20 protein-coding genes and 1 riboswitch are annotated in these 20,068 nt (G+C 74.4%); of the genes, 14 read left to right on the top strand and 6 right to left on the bottom strand.

Going from position 1 to position 20,068, the window contains the following annotated elements:
- Positions 1-21 precede the first annotated feature (21 nt).
- The 13 genes from BLT72_RS02120 to ccsB all read left to right on the top strand — a co-directional run bounded on the left by BLT72_RS02120 (position 22) and on the right by ccsB (position 13,978).
- Positions 22-1,548, top strand: a complete 1,527-nt coding sequence (locus BLT72_RS02120) for a class I adenylate-forming enzyme family protein (RefSeq protein WP_091409485.1) — start codon at positions 22-24, stop codon at positions 1,546-1,548.
- Positions 1,545-1,796: a glutaredoxin family protein gene (locus tag BLT72_RS02125; RefSeq protein WP_091409486.1), complete on the top strand. Its 252-nt coding sequence runs from the start codon at positions 1,545-1,547 to the stop codon at positions 1,794-1,796. The genes BLT72_RS02120 and BLT72_RS02125 overlap by 4 nt, the downstream gene beginning before the upstream one ends.
- Before the next feature lie 94 nt (positions 1,797-1,890).
- Positions 1,891-2,733: a redox-sensing transcriptional repressor Rex gene (locus BLT72_RS02130; protein WP_342587386.1), complete on the top strand. Its 843-nt coding sequence runs from the start codon at positions 1,891-1,893 to the stop codon at positions 2,731-2,733.
- Positions 2,733-4,010, top strand: a complete 1,278-nt coding sequence (locus BLT72_RS02135; RefSeq protein WP_091409488.1) for a glutamyl-tRNA reductase — start codon at positions 2,733-2,735, stop codon at positions 4,008-4,010. Before BLT72_RS02130 ends, BLT72_RS02135 begins: the two co-directional genes overlap by 1 nt.
- A complete protein-coding gene (gene hemC / locus BLT72_RS02140; RefSeq protein WP_091409490.1) occupies positions 4,007-5,029 on the top strand; it encodes a hydroxymethylbilane synthase in 1,023 nt (340 codons plus the stop codon). The genes BLT72_RS02135 and hemC overlap by 4 nt, the downstream gene beginning before the upstream one ends.
- A 74-nt stretch (positions 5,030-5,103) precedes the next feature.
- Positions 5,104-6,753, top strand: a complete 1,650-nt coding sequence (locus tag BLT72_RS02145) for a bifunctional uroporphyrinogen-III C-methyltransferase/uroporphyrinogen-III synthase (protein WP_091409494.1) — start codon at positions 5,104-5,106, stop codon at positions 6,751-6,753.
- A 138-nt stretch (positions 6,754-6,891) separates the two neighbouring features.
- Positions 6,892-7,911 (top strand): porphobilinogen synthase, encoded by a 1,020-nt coding sequence (hemB, locus tag BLT72_RS02150; RefSeq protein ID WP_091409497.1) that lies wholly within the window; start codon positions 6,892-6,894, stop codon positions 7,909-7,911.
- On the top strand, positions 7,908-9,257 hold the full coding sequence (gene hemL / locus BLT72_RS02155) for a glutamate-1-semialdehyde 2,1-aminomutase (protein WP_091409500.1): 1,350 nt from the start codon (positions 7,908-7,910) through the stop codon (positions 9,255-9,257). Before hemB ends, hemL begins: the two co-directional genes overlap by 4 nt.
- Before the next feature lie 4 nt (positions 9,258-9,261).
- Positions 9,262-9,936, top strand: coding sequence for a histidine phosphatase family protein (locus BLT72_RS02160; RefSeq protein WP_091409502.1), 675 nt, complete (start codon positions 9,262-9,264; stop codon positions 9,934-9,936).
- On the top strand, positions 9,936-10,544 hold the full coding sequence (locus BLT72_RS02165) for a TlpA family protein disulfide reductase (RefSeq protein ID WP_091409505.1): 609 nt from the start codon (positions 9,936-9,938) through the stop codon (positions 10,542-10,544). The genes BLT72_RS02160 and BLT72_RS02165 overlap by 1 nt, the downstream gene beginning before the upstream one ends.
- A 47-nt stretch (positions 10,545-10,591) precedes the next feature.
- Positions 10,592-11,305, top strand: a complete 714-nt coding sequence (locus BLT72_RS02170) for a cytochrome c biogenesis CcdA family protein (RefSeq protein WP_091416490.1) — start codon at positions 10,592-10,594, stop codon at positions 11,303-11,305.
- Positions 11,305-12,969, top strand: a complete 1,665-nt coding sequence (resB, locus tag BLT72_RS02175) for a cytochrome c biogenesis protein ResB (protein WP_091409509.1) — start codon at positions 11,305-11,307, stop codon at positions 12,967-12,969. Before BLT72_RS02170 ends, resB begins: the two co-directional genes overlap by 1 nt.
- Before the next feature lies 1 nt (position 12,970).
- Positions 12,971-13,978, top strand: a complete 1,008-nt coding sequence (gene ccsB, locus BLT72_RS02180) for a c-type cytochrome biogenesis protein CcsB (protein WP_091409512.1) — start codon at positions 12,971-12,973, stop codon at positions 13,976-13,978.
- A gap of 120 nt (positions 13,979-14,098) precedes the next feature.
- Here ccsB and BLT72_RS02185 read toward each other — a convergent pair whose 3' ends face one another.
- The 4 genes from BLT72_RS02185 to BLT72_RS02200 all read right to left on the bottom strand — a co-directional run bounded on the left by BLT72_RS02185 (position 14,099) and on the right by BLT72_RS02200 (position 17,396).
- Positions 14,099-14,500 (bottom strand): rhodanese-like domain-containing protein, encoded by a 402-nt coding sequence (locus BLT72_RS02185; protein ID WP_342587387.1) that lies wholly within the window; start codon positions 14,498-14,500, stop codon positions 14,099-14,101.
- The gene (locus tag BLT72_RS02190) at positions 14,497-15,015 is read right to left on the bottom strand and encodes a cysteine dioxygenase (RefSeq protein WP_091409518.1); all 519 of its coding nucleotides are present in this window, start codon (positions 15,013-15,015) and stop codon (positions 14,497-14,499) included. Before BLT72_RS02190 ends, BLT72_RS02185 begins: the two co-directional genes overlap by 4 nt.
- A 168-nt stretch (positions 15,016-15,183) precedes the next feature.
- Positions 15,184-15,301, bottom strand: a riboswitch (SAM riboswitch).
- Between the two features lie 63 nt (positions 15,302-15,364).
- On the bottom strand, positions 15,365-16,081 hold the full coding sequence (locus BLT72_RS02195; protein ID WP_091409521.1) for a response regulator: 717 nt from the start codon (positions 16,079-16,081) through the stop codon (positions 15,365-15,367).
- Complete coding sequence (locus BLT72_RS02200; RefSeq protein WP_157720245.1) at positions 16,068-17,396, bottom strand: ATP-binding protein; 1,329 nt, start codon at positions 17,394-17,396, stop codon at positions 16,068-16,070. Before BLT72_RS02200 ends, BLT72_RS02195 begins: the two co-directional genes overlap by 14 nt.
- Positions 17,397-17,499: 103 nt before the next feature.
- Between BLT72_RS02200 and BLT72_RS02205 the strand changes: the two genes are divergently transcribed.
- Positions 17,500-18,870, top strand: coding sequence for a mycothione reductase (locus tag BLT72_RS02205; RefSeq protein ID WP_091409528.1), 1,371 nt, complete (start codon positions 17,500-17,502; stop codon positions 18,868-18,870).
- Between the two features lie 39 nt (positions 18,871-18,909).
- Here BLT72_RS02205 and BLT72_RS02210 read toward each other — a convergent pair whose 3' ends face one another.
- Both BLT72_RS02210 and BLT72_RS02215 read right to left on the bottom strand, forming a co-directional pair.
- A complete protein-coding gene (locus tag BLT72_RS02210; protein WP_091409531.1) occupies positions 18,910-19,368 on the bottom strand; it encodes a DUF1905 domain-containing protein in 459 nt (152 codons plus the stop codon).
- 22 nt (positions 19,369-19,390) lie between these two features.
- The gene (locus BLT72_RS02215) at positions 19,391-19,951 is read right to left on the bottom strand and encodes a biotin transporter BioY (protein WP_197677170.1); all 561 of its coding nucleotides are present in this window, start codon (positions 19,949-19,951) and stop codon (positions 19,391-19,393) included.
- Positions 19,952-20,068 lie beyond the last annotated feature (117 nt).

Below are 20,068 nucleotides of genomic sequence, written 5' to 3' on the forward strand. Positions count from 1 at the left end.
TCGCTGTGCCAGACTCGGCGCGTGCAGAGCGAGCAGGCGTCCGGCCCGCCGGCTGCGGTCGCGCCGGGGCCGGTCGCGGCCTGCTCGAACCTCGCGGACCTGGTCGCGGCCCGCGCCGCCGAGCGCCCGGACGCCACCGCGCTCGTCGAGCCCGGCCCGCCCGCGGGGCCGGGGCCGCGCCGGACCCTCAGCTGGGCCGCCCTCGACGCCCGGGTCAGCGCCGTCGCCGCGGGGCTGACGGCGCAGGGGCTCCTCGCCGGCCAGCGGCTGGCACTGCTGGGGCCCGGCTCGGCCGCCTGGGTCGTCGCCCACCTGGCCGCGCTCCGGGCCGGGGTGGTCGTCGTGCCGCTCGACCCGCAGTCCACCGCCGACGAGACCGCCGTCGTCCTCGCCGACTCCGGGGCCCGCGTGCTGCTGAGCGCCCGGGGACCAGGACCGGCGGGCGTCACCACGCTGCCGCTGACCGAGGACGGGCTGGCCGCGCTGGCCGCCGACGCCGCCCTGCTGACCTCCCCGCCCGACGCCGAGAGCCTGGCGGTCCTGCTCTACACCGCCGGCACCTCCGGGCGCCCCAAGGCGGCGATGCTGACCCACCGGGCGCTGCTGGCCCACGTCGAGCACGTCGGACGGCTCGGCGTGCTCACACCCGACGACGTCGTGCTGGCGACCCTGCCGCTGTTCCACGTGTTCGGGCTGAACGCGGTGCTGGGCAGCTGGGTCGGCTCCGGGGCGCGGCTCGTGGTGGTCGACGGCTACCCCGAGGGCATCGGCGCCCTGGTCCGCGACGAGGGGGTCACCAACCTGCCGCTGGCGCCGCCGACCCTGCACCGGCTGCTCGCGGAGCCCGACCTGGACGCCGGGCTGGGCCGGCTGCGGACGGTCGTCGCGGGGGCGGCGCCGCTGCCCGAGGAGCTGGCCGCCGCCTTCACCGCCCGGACCGGGCTGCCGGTCGAGCGCGGCTACGGGCTCACCGAGGCCGCGCCCGGCGTCACCGCCACCTTCGGCGGCACGGGGTCCGGACCCGGCCACGTCGGGCCACCGCTGCCCGGCGTCGAGGTGCGGATCGGCGACGGCCGCGAGCCCGGGGAGCCCGCGGAGATCGCCGTCCGGGGCGCCAACCTCTTCTCCGGCTACTGGCCCGACGGGTCGGACGGCCCCGACGCCGACGGCTGGTTCCCCACCGGGGACATCGGGTACCTCGACGCGGGCGAGCTGGTGCTGGTCGACCGGGCGCGCGAGCTGGTCGTCGTCAACGGCTTCAACGTCTACCCGGCGGAGGTGGAGCAGGTGATCGCGGAGCTGGCCGAGGTCGAGGCCGTCGCCGTGGTGGGGCGCCCCGACCCGCGCACGGGGGAGCAGGTGGTCGCCTTCGTCGAGGGCAGGGCGCTGTCGGCCGACCGCGTCGAGGCCCACTGCCGTCAGCGGCTCGCACGCTTCAAGCGGCCCTCGGCCGTGCACGTCGTGGACGCGCTGCCGCGGGGCGCCACAGGGAAGATCCGGAAGGGGATGTTGAGAGAGATGACACGAGCCGAGCAGGAGCAGCGATGAGCGCGGACGAGCGGGTGCTGGTGCTGACCCGCCCCGGCTGCCACCTCTGCGAGCAGGCGGTCGAGGTCGTCTCCCGGGTGTGCGCCGAGACGGGGACCGGCTGGTCGACCCAGGACATCACCACCGACGCCGAGCTGCTGCGGCGCTACACCGACGAGGTGCCGGTGACGTTCGTGGACGGGGCGCAGCACGACTTCTGGGCCGTGGACCCCGCCCGGCTGCGCGCGGCGCTGGCCGGCTCGACCTAGCCGATTCGTTTGTGCGGCCCGGTCGCGACTCCTAGAGTTGGTCCGATCCGACCGCTGCCGCCCCGGCAGCACGGCCCCACAGACCAGGAGAGGTGTGTCTTCCGCCGAGACCTTGCGTGAGGCTCGTGACGACGCACACCCGACCCCCGCGGAGGCCGCCGCTGACGTCGGGGCTGAGCCGACGACCGCGACGAAGGGCATCCCCCGGGCCACCGTCGCCCGGCTGCCGGTCTACCTCCGGGCCCTCGCCCAGCTGTCCGGCAGCGGCACCGACACCGTCAGCAGCGGTGCCCTGGCCGAGGCGGCCGGCGTCGGCCCCGCCCAGCTGCGCAAGGACCTCTCCCACCTCGGCTCGTACGGCATCCGCGGGGTCGGCTACGACGTCGCCTACCTCCGGTTCCAGATCGCCCGCGAGCTCGGTGAGGCCGAGGAGTGGCCGGTGGTCATCGTCGGCCTGGGCAACCTCGGCACCGCGCTGGCCAACTACTCCGGCTTCCGCTCCCGCGGCTTCCGGGTGGTCGGCCTGGTCGACCCCGACCCGGCCCTGGTGGGCCAGACCCTCCACGGCCTCGCCATCACCGACCTCCGCGACCTCGAGGACCTCCTCGCCGCGACCGGCGCGGTGATCGGGGTGGTCGCGACCCCGTCCGAGGCCGCGCAGGAGGTCACGGACCGGCTGGTCGGCCACGGCGTGACCAGCATCCTCAACTTCGCCCCGGTCGTCCTGGCCGTGCCCGACGGCGTCCACGTGCGGAAGGTGGACCTGGGGCAGGAGCTGCAGATCCTCGCCTACCACGAGCACCGACGGGTGGAGGAGCCCGCCGGGACGCGCGACGACCCGGTCGTCGCTCCGGGCATCATCGACGGGGCGCCCGCCGGGCTGCCCCCGGCACCCGTCCTCGTGCCCACGCACGGCCATCTCGAAGGTGAGGACTGATGAGCATTCTGGTGGTGAGCGTGTCGCACCGCTCCACGAGCGTCGGCATGCTGTCGCGGCTGGCCATGGGTGCCACGGCGACGGCGCAGCTCGCCGAGCAGCTGGTGGCGTCGGACCACGTCGACGAGGCGGTGGTGCTGTCCACCTGCAACCGCACCGAGCTCTACGCCTCGGTCTCGCGCTTCCACGGCGGCCTCGACGACGCCGTCGCCGCGCTCGCCGCGCTGGCCGGGCTCAGCGTCACGGAGCTGCGCACGCTGTGCGCGGTCTTCTTCGACGAGGGTGCCGTCGCCCACACCTTCTCGGTGGCCGCCGGGCTGGACTCGGTCGTGGTGGGGGAGAGCCAGATCCTCGGCCAGGTGCGCACCGCGCTCAGCGTCTGCCAGGACGCCGGCACCGTCGGCACGGTGCTCAACTCCCTCTTCCAGCAGGCGCTCCGCGTGGGCAAGCGGGTGCAGACCGAGACCGGCATCGGCTCCGCCGGACGCTCCCTGGTCACCGCCGCCTACGACCTGCTGGCCACCGAGCGGGGCAGCCTCGAGGGTCGCCGGGTGCTCGTCGTCGGGGCCGGCCAGATGGCCGGGCTCGCCGCCCGCACCGCCGCGGCGGCCGGGGCCCAGGTCAGCTGCGCCAACCGGACCCTGGTCAAGGCCGAGCGGCTGGCCGAGTCGGTCGGCGGCCGCGCCGTCCCGCTGGACCAGCTGGACGCTGCCCTCGCCGACACCGACGTGCTCGTCACCTGCACCGGCGCCCGCTCGATGACCATCGGGGCCGGCCAGCTCGCCGGCACCCCGGTCACCGGCGTCGTCGACCTCGCGCTGCCGCCGGACGTCTCCGAGGACGTGCACACCCTCGGGATCAGCCTGGTCAACCTGGACCGGCTGGTGGCGGGCCGCGACGACGACACCGGCTCCAGCGAGGTGGCGGAGGCCCGCGCGCTGGTGCGCGCGGAGGTCCGCGACTTCCTCGGGCTGCGCCGCGCCGCGCAGGTCGCCCCCACCGTCGTCGCCCTGCGCTCGATGGCCTCGGAGGTGGTGGCGGGGGAGATGTCGCGGCTCAGCAGCCGGCTGCCGACGCTCGGCGAGCGGGAGCGGGACGAGGTCCAGCGGACCGTCCGCCGGGTCGTCGACAAGCTGCTGCACCAGCCGACCGTCCGGGTGCAGGAGCTCTCCACCGACCCGGACGCCGTGGACTACGCCGCCGCGCTGCGCGAGCTGTTCGCCCTGGACCCGCAGAGCGTGGCGGCCGTGATGTCGGCCGAGGTCCCGTCCGCGTGACCTCGGCGACCGGCTCCCGCGTGCTGCGGCTGGGCGCCCGCACCTCCCCGCTCGCCCGGGCCCAGGTGGAGCTGGTCGCCGGGCTGCTGGCCGCGCGCGGCGTGCCCTCCAGCTTCGTCGGGGTCACCACCCGGGGCGACGTCGACCAGCGGGCGCTCACCGAGATCGGCGGCACCGGGGTCTTCGCGGGGGCGGTCCGCGACGCCCTGCGGCACGGCGAGATCGACGTGGCGGTGCACTCCCTCAAGGACCTGCCCACCGCGCCGGACCCGGACCTGGAGGTGGTGGCCGTGCCGGAGCGCGAGGACACCCGGGACGTCCTGGTCGGCCGCCGGCTGGCCGACCTCGACGACGGCGCGCGCGTCGGCACCGGCGCCCCGCGGCGGGCGATCCAGCTGCAGGACTGGGCGGAGAAGGAGGGCCGCCGGGTCGTCGTCGTCCCCGTCCGCGGCAACGTCGACACCCGGCTGGGCCTGGTCCGCAGCGGTCAGGTCGACGCAGTGCTGCTCGCCGCGGCCGGTCTGCGCCGGCTGGGCTACCTGCAGCCCGGGACCACCGACGGGGCTGAGCAGCCTCCGGGCCCCGGTGCCAGCGCGGCGGTGGTGAAGGACCTGCCGGCCGAGGTCCTGCCGCTCGCGCTGATGCTGCCCGCGCCGGGGCAGGGCGCCCTGGCGCTGGAGGTCGCGCACACCCTCGACGAGGAGCTCAAGGAGCACGTCCGGGCGCTGGACCACGCCGTGAGCCACGCCGAGGCGCTGACGGAGCGCGCCTTCCTCGGTCGGCTCGAGGCCGGCTGCACGGCCCCGGTGGGTGCCCGCGCCGTTGTCAAGTCCGTCCGTGGTACAAGTCACGATTTGACTCTGAGCGCGGTAATTGGGAGAACGTTACTGAGCAGTGTGGAGACACCTGCCGGGAGTGGTCCTCCGCTTCGTCTCGAGGTCGAAGGGTTTGCAGAAGATCCTGCAGATTTCGGGACGAAACATGCCAGTGGGGTACTGGCCACTCTGCAGTTCCCCTGACCGATCTGCCCCGCTCCACCTACTCCACCCGCCCGTCACCCTGGCGGCCCAGGACAACAGAACGCGAGACGTCCGTGAGCACATCTTCGGTGCAGCACCCCGGCACCTCCTCCACCGCCGCCCCCGCGGCCCGCGGCCGCGTCATCTTCGTCGGCACGGGCCCGGGTGATCCCGACCTGCTCACCCTGGGCGCCATCGCCGCGCTCGCGGACGCCAGCGCCGTCATCCTGGACACCGAGCGGCAGACCGAGATCCTGGCCCACCCGGCCGTCAAGGTGGCCGAGGAGGCCGACGTCTCCATCCTGGGCACGACCGAGACCGGGCGACCGCTGTCGCCCTCGGTGCGGGCCAAGTTCGTGCTCAAGCACGCCTCCGCCGGCTCCCGGGTGGTCCGCCTGGTCACCGGTGACCCCTTCCTGGACAACGCCGTCGCCGACGAGGCCGCGGCCTGCGTCAAGGGCGGCATCGACTTCGAGGTCGTGCCGGGCGTCTCCAGCCTGACGGCCGTGCCCGAGTACGCCGGCATCGACCTCATCCACTCCGGCGGCGTGCAGTTCGCCGCGGTCACCGACGGCAAGTTCAGCAAGGCCAACACCTCCCAGTGGGGCGGGGCCGCCACCGTCGTCTGCAGCACGCTGGTCTCGATGGTCGGCTCCCTGGTGGACGCGGCCAAGGCTTCCGGCCGGCCCGGCGGCGACCACGTCGTCGTCACCCTGCACGGCGGCAGCACGGAGCAGATCACCCTGCCCAGCACGCTCGACGAGCTGGTGCTGGCGGTGGAGTCGATCAAGGCCCCGGCCAACGACCCGCTGCACGTGATCATGGGCGCGGCCGCCGAGCAGCGCCGCGAGCTCAGCTGGTACGAGACCAAGCCCCTGTTCGGCTGGAAGGTGCTGGTGCCCCGCACCAAGGACCAGGCCGCCCCGATGGTGGCGCGGCTCCGGACCTACGGCGCGCACAGCGAGGAGGTGCCGACGATCTCCGTCGAGCCGCCCCGGAGCCCGCTGCAGATGGACAAGGCCGTCCGCGGTCTGGTCGAGGGCCGCTACGAGTGGGTCGCCTTCACCTCGGTGAACGCCGTCAAGGCCGTCCGCGAGAAGTTCGAGGAGTACGGCCTCGACGCCCGGGCGTTCTCCGGGCTCAAGGTCGCGGCCGTCGGCTCGGTCACCGCGCAGGCGCTCCGTGGCTGGGGCATCGAACCCGACCTGGTGCCGCAGGGTGAGCAGTCCGCCGCCGGCCTGGCCGCGGAGTTCCCGCCCTTCGACGAGGTGCTGGACCCGATCAACCGGGTGTTCCTGCCCCGCGCCGACATCGCCACCGAGACGCTCACCGCCGGCCTGACCGGGCTCGGCTGGGAGGTCGAGGACGTCACCGCCTACCGGACCGTCCGGGCCACCCCGCCGCCGGCCCCGGTCCGCGAGGCGATCAAGACCGGCAAGTTCGACGCCGTCGTCTTCACCTCCTCCTCGACCGTCCGCAACCTGGTGGGCATCGCCGGCAAGCCGCACCCCGCGACGGTGATCGCGGTCATCGGCCCGGCCACGGCGAAGACCTGCGAGGAGCACGGCCTGCGGGTCGACGTCGTCGCGGGCAAGCCGTCGGTGGTCGACCTGGCCGACGCGCTGGCCGCCTTCGCCGCCGAGCGGCGCGACGCCTTCCTGGCCGAGGGCGAGCCCGTGCTCAAGCCGTCGCAGAGGCGCACGTCACCCCGTCGGCGGGTGTGATTCCCGGAGGCGGGCGCTAGGTTTGGTGGGCGACGAAGACTGACCCCAGCGAGGTATCCCACGCCGGATCGCGCGCCCATGTCTGGACGACTGAGCGAGCGGGACACGCTTTTCGTCCCGCGAGCGAAGGAGGAAGACATGGGCCAGGAGCGCGATCCGCAGCGAGCGGAGCGAGCCATCCGACACCGTCCTCGGCGGCTCCGGACCAGTCCGGTGATGCGGGCGATGGTGGCGGAGACGGCGGTGGCACCCCGGCAGCTGGTGCTCCCCGTGTTCGTCGCCGAGGGCCTCGCCGAGCCGCGGCCGATCAGCTCCATGCCCGGCGTGGTCCAGCACAGCATGGACACGCTGCGGAAGGCGGCCGTCGCCGCGGCCCAGGCCGGGCTGGCGGGCGTGATGCTGTTCGGCGTCCCCGCCCACAAGGACGCGCAGGGCAGCGGTGCCGTGGACCCGGACGGCATCCTGACCCGGGCCATCACCGCGGTGCGCAGCGAGGTCGGTGACGACCTGCTGGTGATGACCGACGTCTGCCTGGACGAGTTCACCGACCACGGCCACTGCGGGGTGCTGACCCCCTCGGGGGCGGTCGACAACGACGCCACCGTGGAGATCTACGCGCAGATGGCGGTGCTGCACGCCGAGTCCGGCGCCCACGTCGTCGCGCCCAGCGGCATGATGGACGGCCAGGTGGGCGCCATCCGCGAGGCCCTCGACGCCGCCGGGTGGCTGGACACCACCGTGCTCGCCTACGCCGCCAAGTTCGCCTCCGCCTTCTACAGCCCCTTCCGTGAGGCCGTCGGCTCGTCGTTGCAGGGCGACCGCAAGACCTACCAGCAGGACGGCGGCAACGTCCGCGAGGCGCTGCGCGAGGTGGCCCTCGACCTGGCCGAGGGGGCCGACATCGTCATGGTGAAGCCGGCCCTGGCCTACCTGGACGTCATCCGGGCGGTCGCCGAGGCGGTCGACGTGCCCGTCGCGGCCTACAACATCTCCGGCGAGTACGCCATGGTCGAGGCCGCCGCGGCCCACGGCTGGATCAACCGCGAGCCCGCCATCGCCGAGACCCTCACCTCCATCCGCCGAGCCGGAGCCGACATCGTGCTCACGTACTGGGCTCAGGAGTGGGCCGAGCGCTACCACCAGGGGACCCACCGATGACCACGACCTCACGGCCGGACACCTCCACCGACACCCGCTCGGCCGCCGCGTTCGCGCGCGCCCAGCAGGTCACCCCCGGCGGGGTGAACTCCCCCGTCCGCGCGTTCCTGTCCGTCGGCGGCACGCCGCGGTTCATCGCGTCGGCGAAGGGCCCCTACCTCTACGACGTCGACGGCAACGAGCTCGTCGACCTGATCTGCTCCTGGGGTCCGATGCTGCTGGGGCACGCGCACCCCGAGGTGATCGGGGCCGTCGCCGAGGCGGCGTCCCGCGGCACCTCCTACGGCGCCCCGACGACGGCTGAGGTCGAGCTGGCCGCCGAGATCATCGACCGCACGCCCGTCGAGCAGGTCCGGCTGGTCAACTCCGGCACCGAGGCGACGATGTCGGTGCTGCGGCTGGCCCGCGGCATCACCGGCCGCGACAAGGTGGTGAAGTTCGCCGGCTGCTACCACGGTCACGTCGACGCCCTGCTGGCCGCCGCAGGCTCGGGCGTCGCCACGTTGGCGATCCCGGGCTCGCCCGGTGTGACCGAGGCGACCACCGCCGACACGATCGTGCTGCCCTACAACGACCGGGCCGCCGTCCGCGAGGCCTTCGCGACCTACGGCGACCAGATCGCCTGCCTCTTCACCGAGGCCGCCGCCGGCAACATGGGCGTCGTCCCGCCAGGCGTCGAGGACGGCGTCGGCTTCAACCGGTTCCTCGCCGACCTGTGCCACCAGCACGGCGCCCTGTTCGTGTCCGACGAGGTGATGACCGGCTTCCGGATCGACCGCTCCGGGCAGTACGGCCTGGACGGCGTCGTCCCGGACCTGATGACCTTCGGCAAGGTGATGGGCGGCGGCTTCCCGGCCGCCGCGTTCGGCGGCCGCGCCGAGCTGATGCAGAGCCTCGCCCCGGTCGGCGGGGTCTACCAGGCCGGCACGCTGTCCGGGAACCCGGTGGCCAGCACGGCGGGCCTGACGACGCTCCGGCTCGCCACCGACGCCGTCTACGCGCACGTCGACCGGGCCTCGGCGCGGCTGCAGGCCGAGGTGGCCACGGCGCTGGCGACCGCGGGCGTCCCGCACGTCATCCAGGCCGCCGGGAACTTGTTCAGCGTCTTCTTCGTGCCCGAGGGCGTGACCGCCGTCCCCGACTACGCCACCGCGGCGACCCAGGACACGGCGGCCTACGCGGCCTTCTTCCACGCCATGCTCGACGCCGGCGTCTACCTGCCGCCCAGCGCGTACGAGGGCTGGTTCCTCTCCGCCGCGCACGACGACGCCGCCCTGGACCGGGTCGTCGACGCCCTGCCGCGGGCCGCGGCTGCCGCGGCGGCGGCCGCGGGCGGGAGAGGATGAGCCAGTGACCACGTCTCCCCCCGCGTCCCCCGCCGGCACCCGGGCCGTCGTCCACCTGGTCCGCCACGGCGAGGTGCACAACCCCGCCGGACTGCTCTACGGACGGCTGCCCGACTACCACCTGTCCGAGCTCGGCCGCGCGATGGCCGGCCTGGTCGCCGAGGACCTGCGCTCCCGCGACGTCGTCCACCTGCGCTGCTCCCCGCTGGAGCGCGCCCAGGAGACCATCGAGCCCCTCGCCGAGGCCCTCGGGCTGCCGGTCACCACCGACGACCGGGTCGTCGAGGCCGACAACCAGCTGCAGGGGCTCAAGGTCACCGCGAGCGCCCTGGCCCGCAACCCGAAGACGTGGTGGCTGTTCCGCAACGCCCTGCGGCCCACCTGGGGCGAGCCGTACCGCGAGATCGTCGCCCGGATGCGGCTGGCGGTCCGGGACGCGGCCGCGGCCGCGGCGGGGCACGAGGCGGTCATCGTCTCCCACCAGCTGCCGATCTGGATGGCCCGCTGCGACGCCGAGGGCCGGCGGCTGTTCCACGACCCGCGGCGCCGCGAGTGCCGCCTGGCCAGCATCACCTCGGTGACCCTCGTCGACGGCCGCGTCAGCGCCGTCGCCTACCGCGAGCCCGCCGCCGCGCTGTACTCGGCCCCCGTGCCGAAGAAGTTCGTCGCAGGCTCCTAGTGCCCAGCCCTCGTCGCCCGCACGCCGCCCCGGCCGCTCTGCTGCGCGCCGCCGTGGCCGCGGTGCTGCTCGTCGTGCTCGCCGGGTGCTCGGCGACCGGCGCGGACGAGGGCACCCGGAGCGCCGGGCAGGAGGGCTACGTCGGGGTGCGGCGCAACCTGACCCAGATCGCCCCGGCCGACCGGACCGTGCTGCCGGTCGTCAGCGGCACCTCGCTGGACGACGAGCCGCTCTCGACCGAGGACTACCGGGGCGAGGTCGTCGTCGTCAACGTCTGGGGCTCCTGGTGCGCCCCCTGCCGGGCCGAGGCCCCCGCCCTGGCGAAGGCCAGCGCGAAGACGGCGGGTCGCGCCCAGTTCCTGGGGATCACCACCCGCGACAACGACCCGGCGCAGGCGCGTGCCTTCGTCCGGGCCTTCGGCATCGGCTACCCGAGCATCTACGACCCCGACGGCAAGGCGCTGCTGGTCTTCGCCGGGACGCTGCCGCCCTCGGCCATCCCCTCGACGCTGATCATCGACAAGGAGGGCCGCCTCGCGGCGCGGGTCCTCGGCGAGATCTCCGAGCTCACGCTGGTCACCATGATCGACGAGGTGGCGGCGGAGTGACCCCGCTGGACCTGGCCGGCTGGGCCGAGGCCGCCGTCGGCGGCTCCATGGTGCTCGCCGTCCCCGTCGCCCTGCTGGCCGGGCTCGTCTCGTTCTTCTCGCCGTGCGTCGTGCCGCTGCTGCCCGGCTACCTCTCCTACGCCACCGGGCTGGGGGCCGCCGAGGTGCTCGGTGGCACCGCCCGGCGCGGTCGGATGCTGGCGGGGACGTCGCTGTTCGTGCTCGGCATCGCCGCCGTGTTCGTGGCCACCGGCACCCTGGTCGGCAGCCTCGGCGCCGCCCTCCTCACCCACGCGGAGCTGATCAGCCGGGTGCTGGGCGTCGTCACGATCGCCCTCGGCCTGGTCTTCGCCGGCGTGCTGAAGCTGGGCCGCCGCGAGCTGCGCCTCTCCCGGCTGCCCGCCGCCGGCGTCGCCGCCGCTCCGCTGCTGGGCGTCGTGTTCGCGCTGGGCTGGACGCCCTGCATCGGGCCGACCCTGGGCGTCGTCTACAGCCTGGCCTTCTCCGAGGCGACGGCCCTGCGCGGCGGCCTGCTGGCCTTCGTCTTCGCCCTCGGCCTCGGCGTCCCGTTCGTCGTCGCCGGCCTCGTCTACACCCGGATGGCGCGTGCCGTCGGGTTCCTGCGCCGCCACCAGCTCACCCTGCTGCGGGTCGGCGGGATCGCCATGGTCGTCGTCGGCGTGCTGCTGGTGACGGGCCTGTGGACCACCCTGACGGCCGACCTCCGCCAGACCTTCGCCTCCTTCGTCCCGGTGATCTGATGACCGACACCCAGGTCCGCGAGCCCGCGGCCGCCGCCGACCCGCCGCCGCCGGACAGCCCGGGCGGCGCTCCCCGGCTGGGCTGGCGCGGTGGCGCCCGCTTCGTCTGGACCCAGCTGACGTCCATGCGGACGGCGCTGGTGCTGCTCTTCGCGCTGGCCCTGGCGGCCATCCCCGGCTCGCTGGTCCCGCAGCGGGCGGTCTCCCCGGTCCGGGTCGCCGACTTCATCCGCGACAACCCGACGCTGGGCCCGCTGTACGAGCGGGTGGGGCTGTTCAACGTCTTCACCTCCGCCTGGTTCTCGGCCATCTACCTGCTGCTGTTCGTGTCCCTGGTCGGCTGCATCGTGCCGCGGGTGGGGGTCTACGCCCGCGCGCTGCGGGCCCGGCCGCCGCGCACGCCGCGGAACCTGGCCCGGCTGCCCGCCTACGCCCGCACCGAGGTCACCGACGACGCCGGCGTGCTGGACCGCGCCGCGACCGAGCTCCGTCGTCGCCGCTACCGGGTCGACGTGCGCGACGACGGCTCGGTCGCCGCCGAGCGCGGCTACCTGCGGGAGGCCGGCAACCTCGTCTTCCACATCAGCCTGCTGTTCGTGCTGCTCGGCGTCGCCCTGGCCAGCCTCTACGGGTTCCGGGGCACCAGCGTCGTCATCGTCGGCCAGGGGTTCGCCAACAACCTCACCCAGTACGACGACCTGCAGGCCGGCGCGCAGTTCGACGAGTCCGACCTGCAGCCGTTCAGCGTGGTGGTCAAGAGCTTCGACGTCGCCTTCGAGACCGGCCCGGTGCAGCGCGGTGCCGCCCGGCTGTTCCGCGCGCAGGTGGAGGTCACCGACGCGCCGGGCCAGGCGCCGCACGCCGAGACGCTCGAGGTCAACAAGCCCCTGCAGATCGGCGGCACGACGGTGCACCTGGTCGGCCACGGCTACGCGCCGGAGGTGACCATCCGCGACGGCAACGGCGACGTCGCGTTCTCCGGCCCGGTGCCCTTCCTGCCCCAGGACGGCCAGTTCACCTCCGCGGGCGCGATCAAGGCCCCCGACGCCCGGCCCGAGCGGCTGGCCTTCGAGGGCTTCTTCCTGCCGACGGCGGTGACCACGAACGGCAGTGCCCCGACGTCGGGCTTCCCGGACGCGCTCAACCCGGCGCTGTTCATCAACGGCTGGTCAGGCCCGCCCAAGGTGGAGACGGGGGAGCCCGAGAACGTCTACTCCCTCGACACCACCGGGATGACCGAGATGGTCGACGCCGACGGCGCGCCGTTCCGGATCGCGTTGCAGGAGGGCGCCACCGTCGAGCTGCCGGACGGCCGCGGCACGATCACCATGGACGGCTGGCAGCGCTGGGTGAAGCTGCAGGTCGGCGACTCCCCCGGGGTGCCGATCTCCCTGCTGGCCATCGCCTTCGCCGTCCTCGGCCTGTGCTTCTCGCTGTTCATCCGGCCGCGCCGCGTCTGGGTGCGGGTGGTGGACGGCCCCGACGGCGGCCGGCTGCTCGAGGTCGGCGGCCTGGACCGCGCCGACGCCCGCGGCGGGCTGACCGAGGACGTCGACGAGCTCGCCGAGACCCTCGGCGGTGCCCCGCCGGGCGGCGCGGACGCATCCCCCGACGCCCCGGACCGCGAACCCTCTCCAGCAGCACCACCCCTGAGGAAGCAGTGAGATGAACCCTGAGCAGCTCTCCAGCATCGCGCTGGTCACGTCCGTCGTGGTCTACATGCTGGCGATGTTCGCCCACGCCGCCGAGTGGGCCTCGGCCCGCGGCGTGGCCCCGGCCGGCGCGTCCACCCGGACCCGCGGCGAGCTGGTGGGGGTCGGCGCGCGGGGCGAGACCGTCTTCGGGGGCGTCGAGGCCCCGGCGGGGACCGGTGCCGCCGACGCGGTGGCCGACGACCCCGCCGACGAGGCGCCGGGCAGCCGGCAGCGCGTCGAGCAGTTCGGCCGGATCGGCGTCAGCCTCACGGTGGTCGGCTTCCTGCTCAGCCTGGTGGGCGTGCTGGCCCGCGGGGTGGCCGCCGGCCGGGCGCCGTGGGGCAACATGTTCGAGTTCACGACGACGGCCATGGTCTTCGTCGTGGCCGCCTACCTGCTGATGGTGTGGAAGGCCGGCATCCGCTGGCTCGGGTTGCCGCTGACGCTGCTGGCCGCCGTCGCGAACGGCCTGGCCGTCACCGTCTTCTACGTGGCCGTGGCCCCGCTGGTCCCCGCGCTGCACTCGGTCTGGTTCGTCATCCACATCGTCGCGGCGGCCATCTCCGGCGCCGCCTTCAACGTCGGCGGCCTGATGTCGATCCTCTACCTGGTGAAGAAGCGGGCCGAGGACCGCGGCACCGTCCGCGGGTACCTGGCGCTGCTGCCCACCGCCCGGCGGATCGACCTGCTGACCTACCGCTTCCACGCCTTCGCGTTCCCGCTGTGGACCTTCACCGTCGCCGCCGGCGCCGTCTGGGCCGAGTACGCCTGGGGCCGCTACTGGGGCTGGGACCCCAAGGAGACCTGGGCGCTCGTCACCTGGGTCATCTACGCCTGCTACCTGCACGCCCGCTCCACGGCCGGCTGGCGGGGCAGCAAGGCCGCCGCCATCGCGATCCTGGGCCTGGCCTCGTTCTGGTTCAACTTCGTCGGCATCAACCTGCTGGTGTCCGGCCTGCACTCCTACGCCGGCGTCTGACCCGCTCCCGCACGACGAACTCCGCGCCGCCCGTCCTGCAGGGCGTGCGGGAGGGAGTTGATCGTGCGGCGTGGTGTCGTCGCCCTGAGGGGCAGGCGGCGGCCGCCTCGCGCGGACGGCTCAGAGCAGCTCGCGCCAGGCGGCGAAGCCGCCGACGACGTCCGTGGCCCGGTGGACGCCCAGGTCCTGCAGCGCGGCGGCGGCGAGGCTGGAGGTGTAGCCCTCCTGGCACAGCACGATGACCTGGAGGTCGTAGGAGGCGATCGGCAGGGCGGCGTCGCTGGCCGGGTCGAACCGCCACTCCAGCACGTTGCGCTCGACCAGCAGGGCTCCGGGCAGCTCGCCCTCGGCGGCGCGCTGCGCCGCCGGCCTGATGTCCACCACGACCGCACCGGCCGTCCAGAGGATCCGGGCCTGTGCTGGGGTGAGCCTTGCGAGGCGCCCCCGGGCCGATTCCAGCACTTCTTGGATGGTCCTGCGACCGGTGCGGGTCGTGATGGCTGGCGGGATGAGGACGCTCACCAATTCACCCCGGCCAGTTGCGATCCGGACGAATGTAGCAGCGATCCGTGCCGGGTGTACTCCGTCATCTCGGTCAGTGACGGGGCGTAGACATGGACGCTGACGGCTGGTAGTGCGTCGGCGTTGACGACCTGGTGGACGTGCCGCGGCCCGAAGGGGCGGACGCCGCCGGCGACCAGCCGGCGGGCGCCGGGCACGACCCTGGCGGGCTCGTCGTCGCGGGCCGGGGTGGCGTGCTGCTCGGTCAGCACGCCCTGCACGGTGGCGAAGGCTCCGGCGCTGCCGCCGTGGTCGTGCCACGCGGTGCCCTGGCCCGGCAGCCAGGTGAGCAGCCAGACCTCGTGGTCGTCGGCGGTGGCGGGCAGCCGGGTGGCGAACCGGCTGTGGGCGTCGAAGCGGACCAGCGGCCGCCAGAGGGCCGGGGTGTCGGCGATGCGGCGCGCGATCTGGGCCGGGACCGGGCGGCGGAGCCGGGCCGACGGCAGGGTCGGCTGCGGACGGGCGGTGATGGACATGCGGGGTCTCCTGTGATCCGGCGCAGGGCCGGCGGACGTGCGGGTGGAAGGGGTCGCGGCGGGCGCTCAGCCGAGGCTGGGCGCGGCGGGACAGGCCATGCTGGTGGTGCGGCACAGGTCGACGTGCAACCGCCCGTGCAGGTGCTGGTTCACCCGGGGACTCCTCCGACTGGACGCTTGCCGACGCCCGAGGGGGTCGCCGACCTGGTCGTCACCCGGAGCACCCCGCCGTACCGGAGGGTTGCTGGCCAGCGAGCCGGGGCTCGTGCAGCTGGCACTCATGACCTGGGCGTCAGCGTAGGCCGCCAACGGCATTCCCGACAAACCCTTGTCTCACAATGGGGAATGCTCAGCCGCGGCGGCGGGACCCCGGGGACATCACCGTCGACAGGTCGGGGGCGGTGAGGAAGTGCCGGTGCTCGGCGGCGAAGGCCGCGAGGATCCCCTTCTTGTTGCGCGTCCGGCCCGGGTGCGGCACGTCGTGGAACTTCTCGTTGAACTGGATGGCCGCCTCGGTGGCCCGGTCCTTGAAGCCGCGCAGGCTGCCGGGCTCGACGCCGAGAAGCTCGGCCACCCGGGCCATGTCGCCCGCGGCCTCGCGCAGCGCGCCCCAGATCCGCACCCACGAGGCGTCGGCCAGCAGCGAGTCCAGCAGCGGGGACCACTGCAGCCGGCGCTGCCAGGGCGTCGGCGTGGGGTTCTGGCCGATCCGCAGGGCGGTCAGGTAGTGCATGAGGGTGTGCGGGTCGTTGCGGGTCTTGTCCAGCAGCGCCGCGGCCCCGAACCAGTGCCGGGCGGCGGCCGCGTACAGCGTCCGACCGCTCTCGGTGAACTGGCTGTAGGTGACGATCTGGGTGCTCGGGCGCTCGAGGTGGAGCCGGAGCAGCGCCGTCAGGCCGGTGCTGGTGCGCGAGCTGAGGTTGAAGTCGACGAAGGCGACCTCCCAGCTGTGCCCCGTCCGGAGGAGCTCGTTGAGCTGGTCGACCCCGGGGGCGACGGTGAGGCCGCGGCCGAAGGCGCGCTCGAAGTTGGCCCGTTCCCCGGGCACGTCGTCAACCAGCAGCACCCGGCCCGCCGACGTCGTCGTCGTGGTCGTCGCCCTGCCTCCTCTCGGCCGCGGCGCCCTGGGGCACCCACCGGGCCCGGACCGTCTTGGTCCCGGCCTCCTCCTCGCACGTCAGCGACCCCTGCAGCCCCGCCAGCCGGGTCTGCAGCCGCGCCGAGCTGGTCCCGGGGCTCTTCCACACCCCGACGGGCATCGGCGGCGCGTCGTCCTCGACTTCTATCACGAGCAGTCCCTGACGCTGCGCCAGGTGCACCGCGATCAGCCCTGCGCCGGCGTTCACCGCGTTGCCCACGAGGTCGCTGAGCACGATCCGGGCCAGCTCGCGGTCCTCGCGGCCCAGGTGGTCGGCGTCGATGTCGACGTTCACCTCGGCCCCGACGGCCCGGGCCAGGGTGAGCACGGAGGCGGCGAGGCTGGCCGGGGTGGTGGAGCTGACCTCGCCGATCCGGGCCAGTGTCATCGTCTCCCGCAGCCGCGCGTTGGCGCTGACGGCCAGCTCGTAGAGCGTCGGGGCGCTGGACCGGACGCCGCGGGCCTCCTGCTCGAGCAGCCGCAGGTGGGTCGACAGCGCGCCGTGCGTCTCGCTGATCACCAGCTCCCGGCCCGCGTGGGCCTCCTCCGCGACCAGCGGCGCGAGGTGGGCGAGGGCCAGGTCGGCGTCGCGGACCCGCAGCGAGACCAGCAGCGGGGTCAGGCAGACGACGACGGCGGCCAGCCAGGTGCTCTCCGGCCAGTCGGCGGGCAGCGCCAGGACGCTGACCAGCCCGGCGGTCAGCGGGCCGGACACCCAGCGCAGCATCTCGTGCCACACGGGCCGGCCCCGCTCGTCCGGGTTGAACCAGGCGTGGTCGGTGAAGATCGCGCAGGCGGTGCTGGTGAAGTGCCCGACCGCGGCCGCGAGCATGACGAGCCGCAGCAGCGGCGGCAGGTCGGTCGCGACCCAGGACGCCAGCACGACGAGCAGCAGCCCGCCGACGATCTCGGCGTAGGTCTCCACCGCGATGGCGTGCCGGCCGTTCTTGCGGCTCAGGTCGGCGTGCAGGGCCGTCGCCGGCCACCGGCGGGGGAGGGACTCCGCGCGCTCGTGGTGGGCCTGCACCAGCTGCAGCACCACGCACACGGCCGCGGGCAGCCACAGCAGGAGCGCGGACGGCCACCGGTCGCTGTGCAGGGCGCCGGCACCGACCGTCGCGACGGCCACGCACCGCACCGCGGTCGCGCGCAGGTTGTAGGTGCTGGAGCGCCGCAGCATGGTCAGGTAGGCGAGCCGGCCGCGCCGCCCCTGCCCCCACTGGCTGCCCCACCCCGTGCTCACCAGCACATGGTGCCGTCCGTCCCGGACGGCGGCAAGGAGGCCCGGCCGCCAGCGGAGGGGCGTCTGCGGCGGCGGACGCGGCCCCGCCTGGCACCATGGCGGGGTGCAGCACTTCGACCTCGTCATCATCGGCTCGGGCTCCGGCAACTCCATCCCCGACGAGCGGTTCGCCGACCTCTCCATCGCGCTGGTCGACAAGGGCGTGTTCGGCGGCACCTGCCTGAACGTCGGCTGCATCCCCACCAAGATGTTCGTGCACCCGGCCGACCTGGCCGCCAGCCCCGGGCACGCGGCCCGTCTCGGCGTCGACCTCGAGCTGCGCGCCGTACACTTCGCGGAGATCCGCGACCGCATCTTCGGCCGGATCGACCCGATCTCCGAGGGCGGGCTGAAGTGGCGCTCGTCCAACGAGAACGTCATAGTCTTCCGCGAGCCCGCCCACTTCCTCGACCCGCACACGCTGCGGGTGGGGGACGAGACGATCACCGCGGACCGCTTCGTGCTGGCGGCGGGCAGCCGCCCGATCATCCCGGACGTCCCGGGCCTCGACTCGGTCCGCTACCACACCTCTGACACCGTGATGCGGCTGCCGGAGCTGCCCCGCTCGATGGTCATCGTCGGCGGGGGCTACATCGGTGCGGAGTTCGCCCACGTCTTCTCCTCCTACGGCACCCGGGTCACCGTCGTCGTCCGCGGCGACCGGATGCTGCGCGGGGAGGACGCCGAGGTCTCCGAGCGCTTCACCGACCTGATCCGGCGCCGCGTCGACCTGCGCACCGGGACGGCCGTCACGGCGGTCCGCCCGGCCGGCGGCGGGTCCGGCGTGACCGTCAGCCTCGACGGACCCGACGGCGCCGCCGAGGTCACCGCCGACGTCCTGCTGGTGGCCACCGGCCGGGCGCCGAACGGCGACACGCTGGCCCTCGACGCGGCCGGGGTGGCGGTGGGCGAGGACGGCTACGTCGTCGTCGACGCCCACCAGCGCACCACCGCCGAGCACATCTGGGCGCTCGGCGACGTCGCGTCGCCCGACCAGCTCAAGCACGTGGCCAACCATGAGGCCCGGGTCGTGCAGCACAACCTGCTGCACCCTGACGCCCTCGTCGAGGCCGACCACCGGTTCGTCCCGCACGCGGTCTTCTCCGACCCGCAGGTCGCGTCGGTCGGGCTGACCGAGGACCGGGCCCGGGAGCAGGGCCTCGACGTCGTCGCCGTCACGCAGCAGTACGGCGACGTGGCCTTCGGCTGGGCCATGGAGGACACCGACCACTTCGTGAAGCTGGTCGCGGACCGGCGGACGGGGCTGCTGGTCGGGGCGCACCTGATCGGCCCGGAGGCGTCGTCGCTGATCCAGACGCTCATCCAGGCGATGAGCTTCGGCCAGCACCCGCACGCCGTGGCCCGCGGCCAGTACTGGATCCACCCGGCGCTGGCCGAGGTCGTGGAGAACGCCCTGCTCAAGCTCCCGGCCTGACCAGGGTCCTGCCGGCCGCCCGGGCCGGTTGGGGCGCCGTCAGCCCGCGCGGAGGAGCCGGTGCCGGAGCCGTTCCAGTCGGGCCGCGCGCGCCTGCTCGTCGGCGGCCCCGGCGATCCAGCGGTGGTACTCCTGGTGCTGCTCGGCGGTGAGCGCCGCCCAAGCGGCCCGGGCGGCGGGCTCGGTGCCCAGCAGAGCGGTGAGCCCGGCCGGCTCGGGCACCGCCGGCTCGGGCTCGGGCGCCGCGTCGGGCACCTCGGTGAGGTCGACGTCGACGGTGTCACCCGCGTGGACCTCGAGCCGGCGCAGCAGGGCGGCGGGCAGCCCGAGGTAGGTGCGCCCGGCGTGCACCGCGAGCCGTGAGCGGTGCTCGACGCCGCCCAGCACGGCCAGCACCGCCACCTTGCGGCTGGAGAAGGTGGCGGTCACCTCCGCCGGCACGACGACCGCGTGGCCGCCGCGCCCGGCGGAGCTGACCTCGGCGGAGAACCGCACCATGGTCGGTGGGGCCGGGGCGCCGTCAGCGGCGCTGGCCGACCAGCTTCCAGGCGGCGGGCAGCAGGCCGGCGGCGAGGGCGATCTTGAGGGCGTCGCCGACGAGGAACGGGACCACGCCCACCAGCAGGGCCTTCTCGAGGCTCATCCCGGTGATCAGCACGAGGCCGGGCACGCCGACCGCGTAGATGGCGAGGTTCCCCAGGACCATCAGGCCGACGCTGCTGGGGACGGTGCGGTCGGCGCCGCGCTCGGCCAGCCGGCCGACCAGGTAGGCGGCGATGACGAAGCCGACGACGTAGCCGAACGACGCGAACGCCCAGCCGCTCTGGTGCTGGGCGAACCACGGCACCCCGGCCACGCCGGCGAGCAGGTAGAGGGCCATCGAGGCCACCCCCCGCCGCGAGCCGAGGACCGCGCCGACCAGCAGCACCGAGAAGGTCTGCAGGGACAGGGGGACCGGGCTGAACGGCAGCGGGACGAAGACCTGGGCGGTGAGACCGACGAAGGCCGCCCCGCCGACGACGAGGGCGATGCTGCGCGCGACCCCCCCGGGGATGACGTCCGCGAGGGTCCGCGGGCTCACGCTCGTGATGCTCGACATCTAGGTCGGTCCTTCCACACGTCGGCCGGCGCGCGCGGGAGCGGTGTCGCACCCGGCGCAGGTTTCGGCCCCACCTTAGGGCGCGCGCCCGCGGTGCGG

The organism is Friedmanniella luteola, assembly GCF_900105065.1.
In the GTDB taxonomy this organism is placed as follows: Bacteria; Actinomycetota; Actinomycetes; order Propionibacteriales; family Propionibacteriaceae; genus Microlunatus; species Microlunatus luteolus.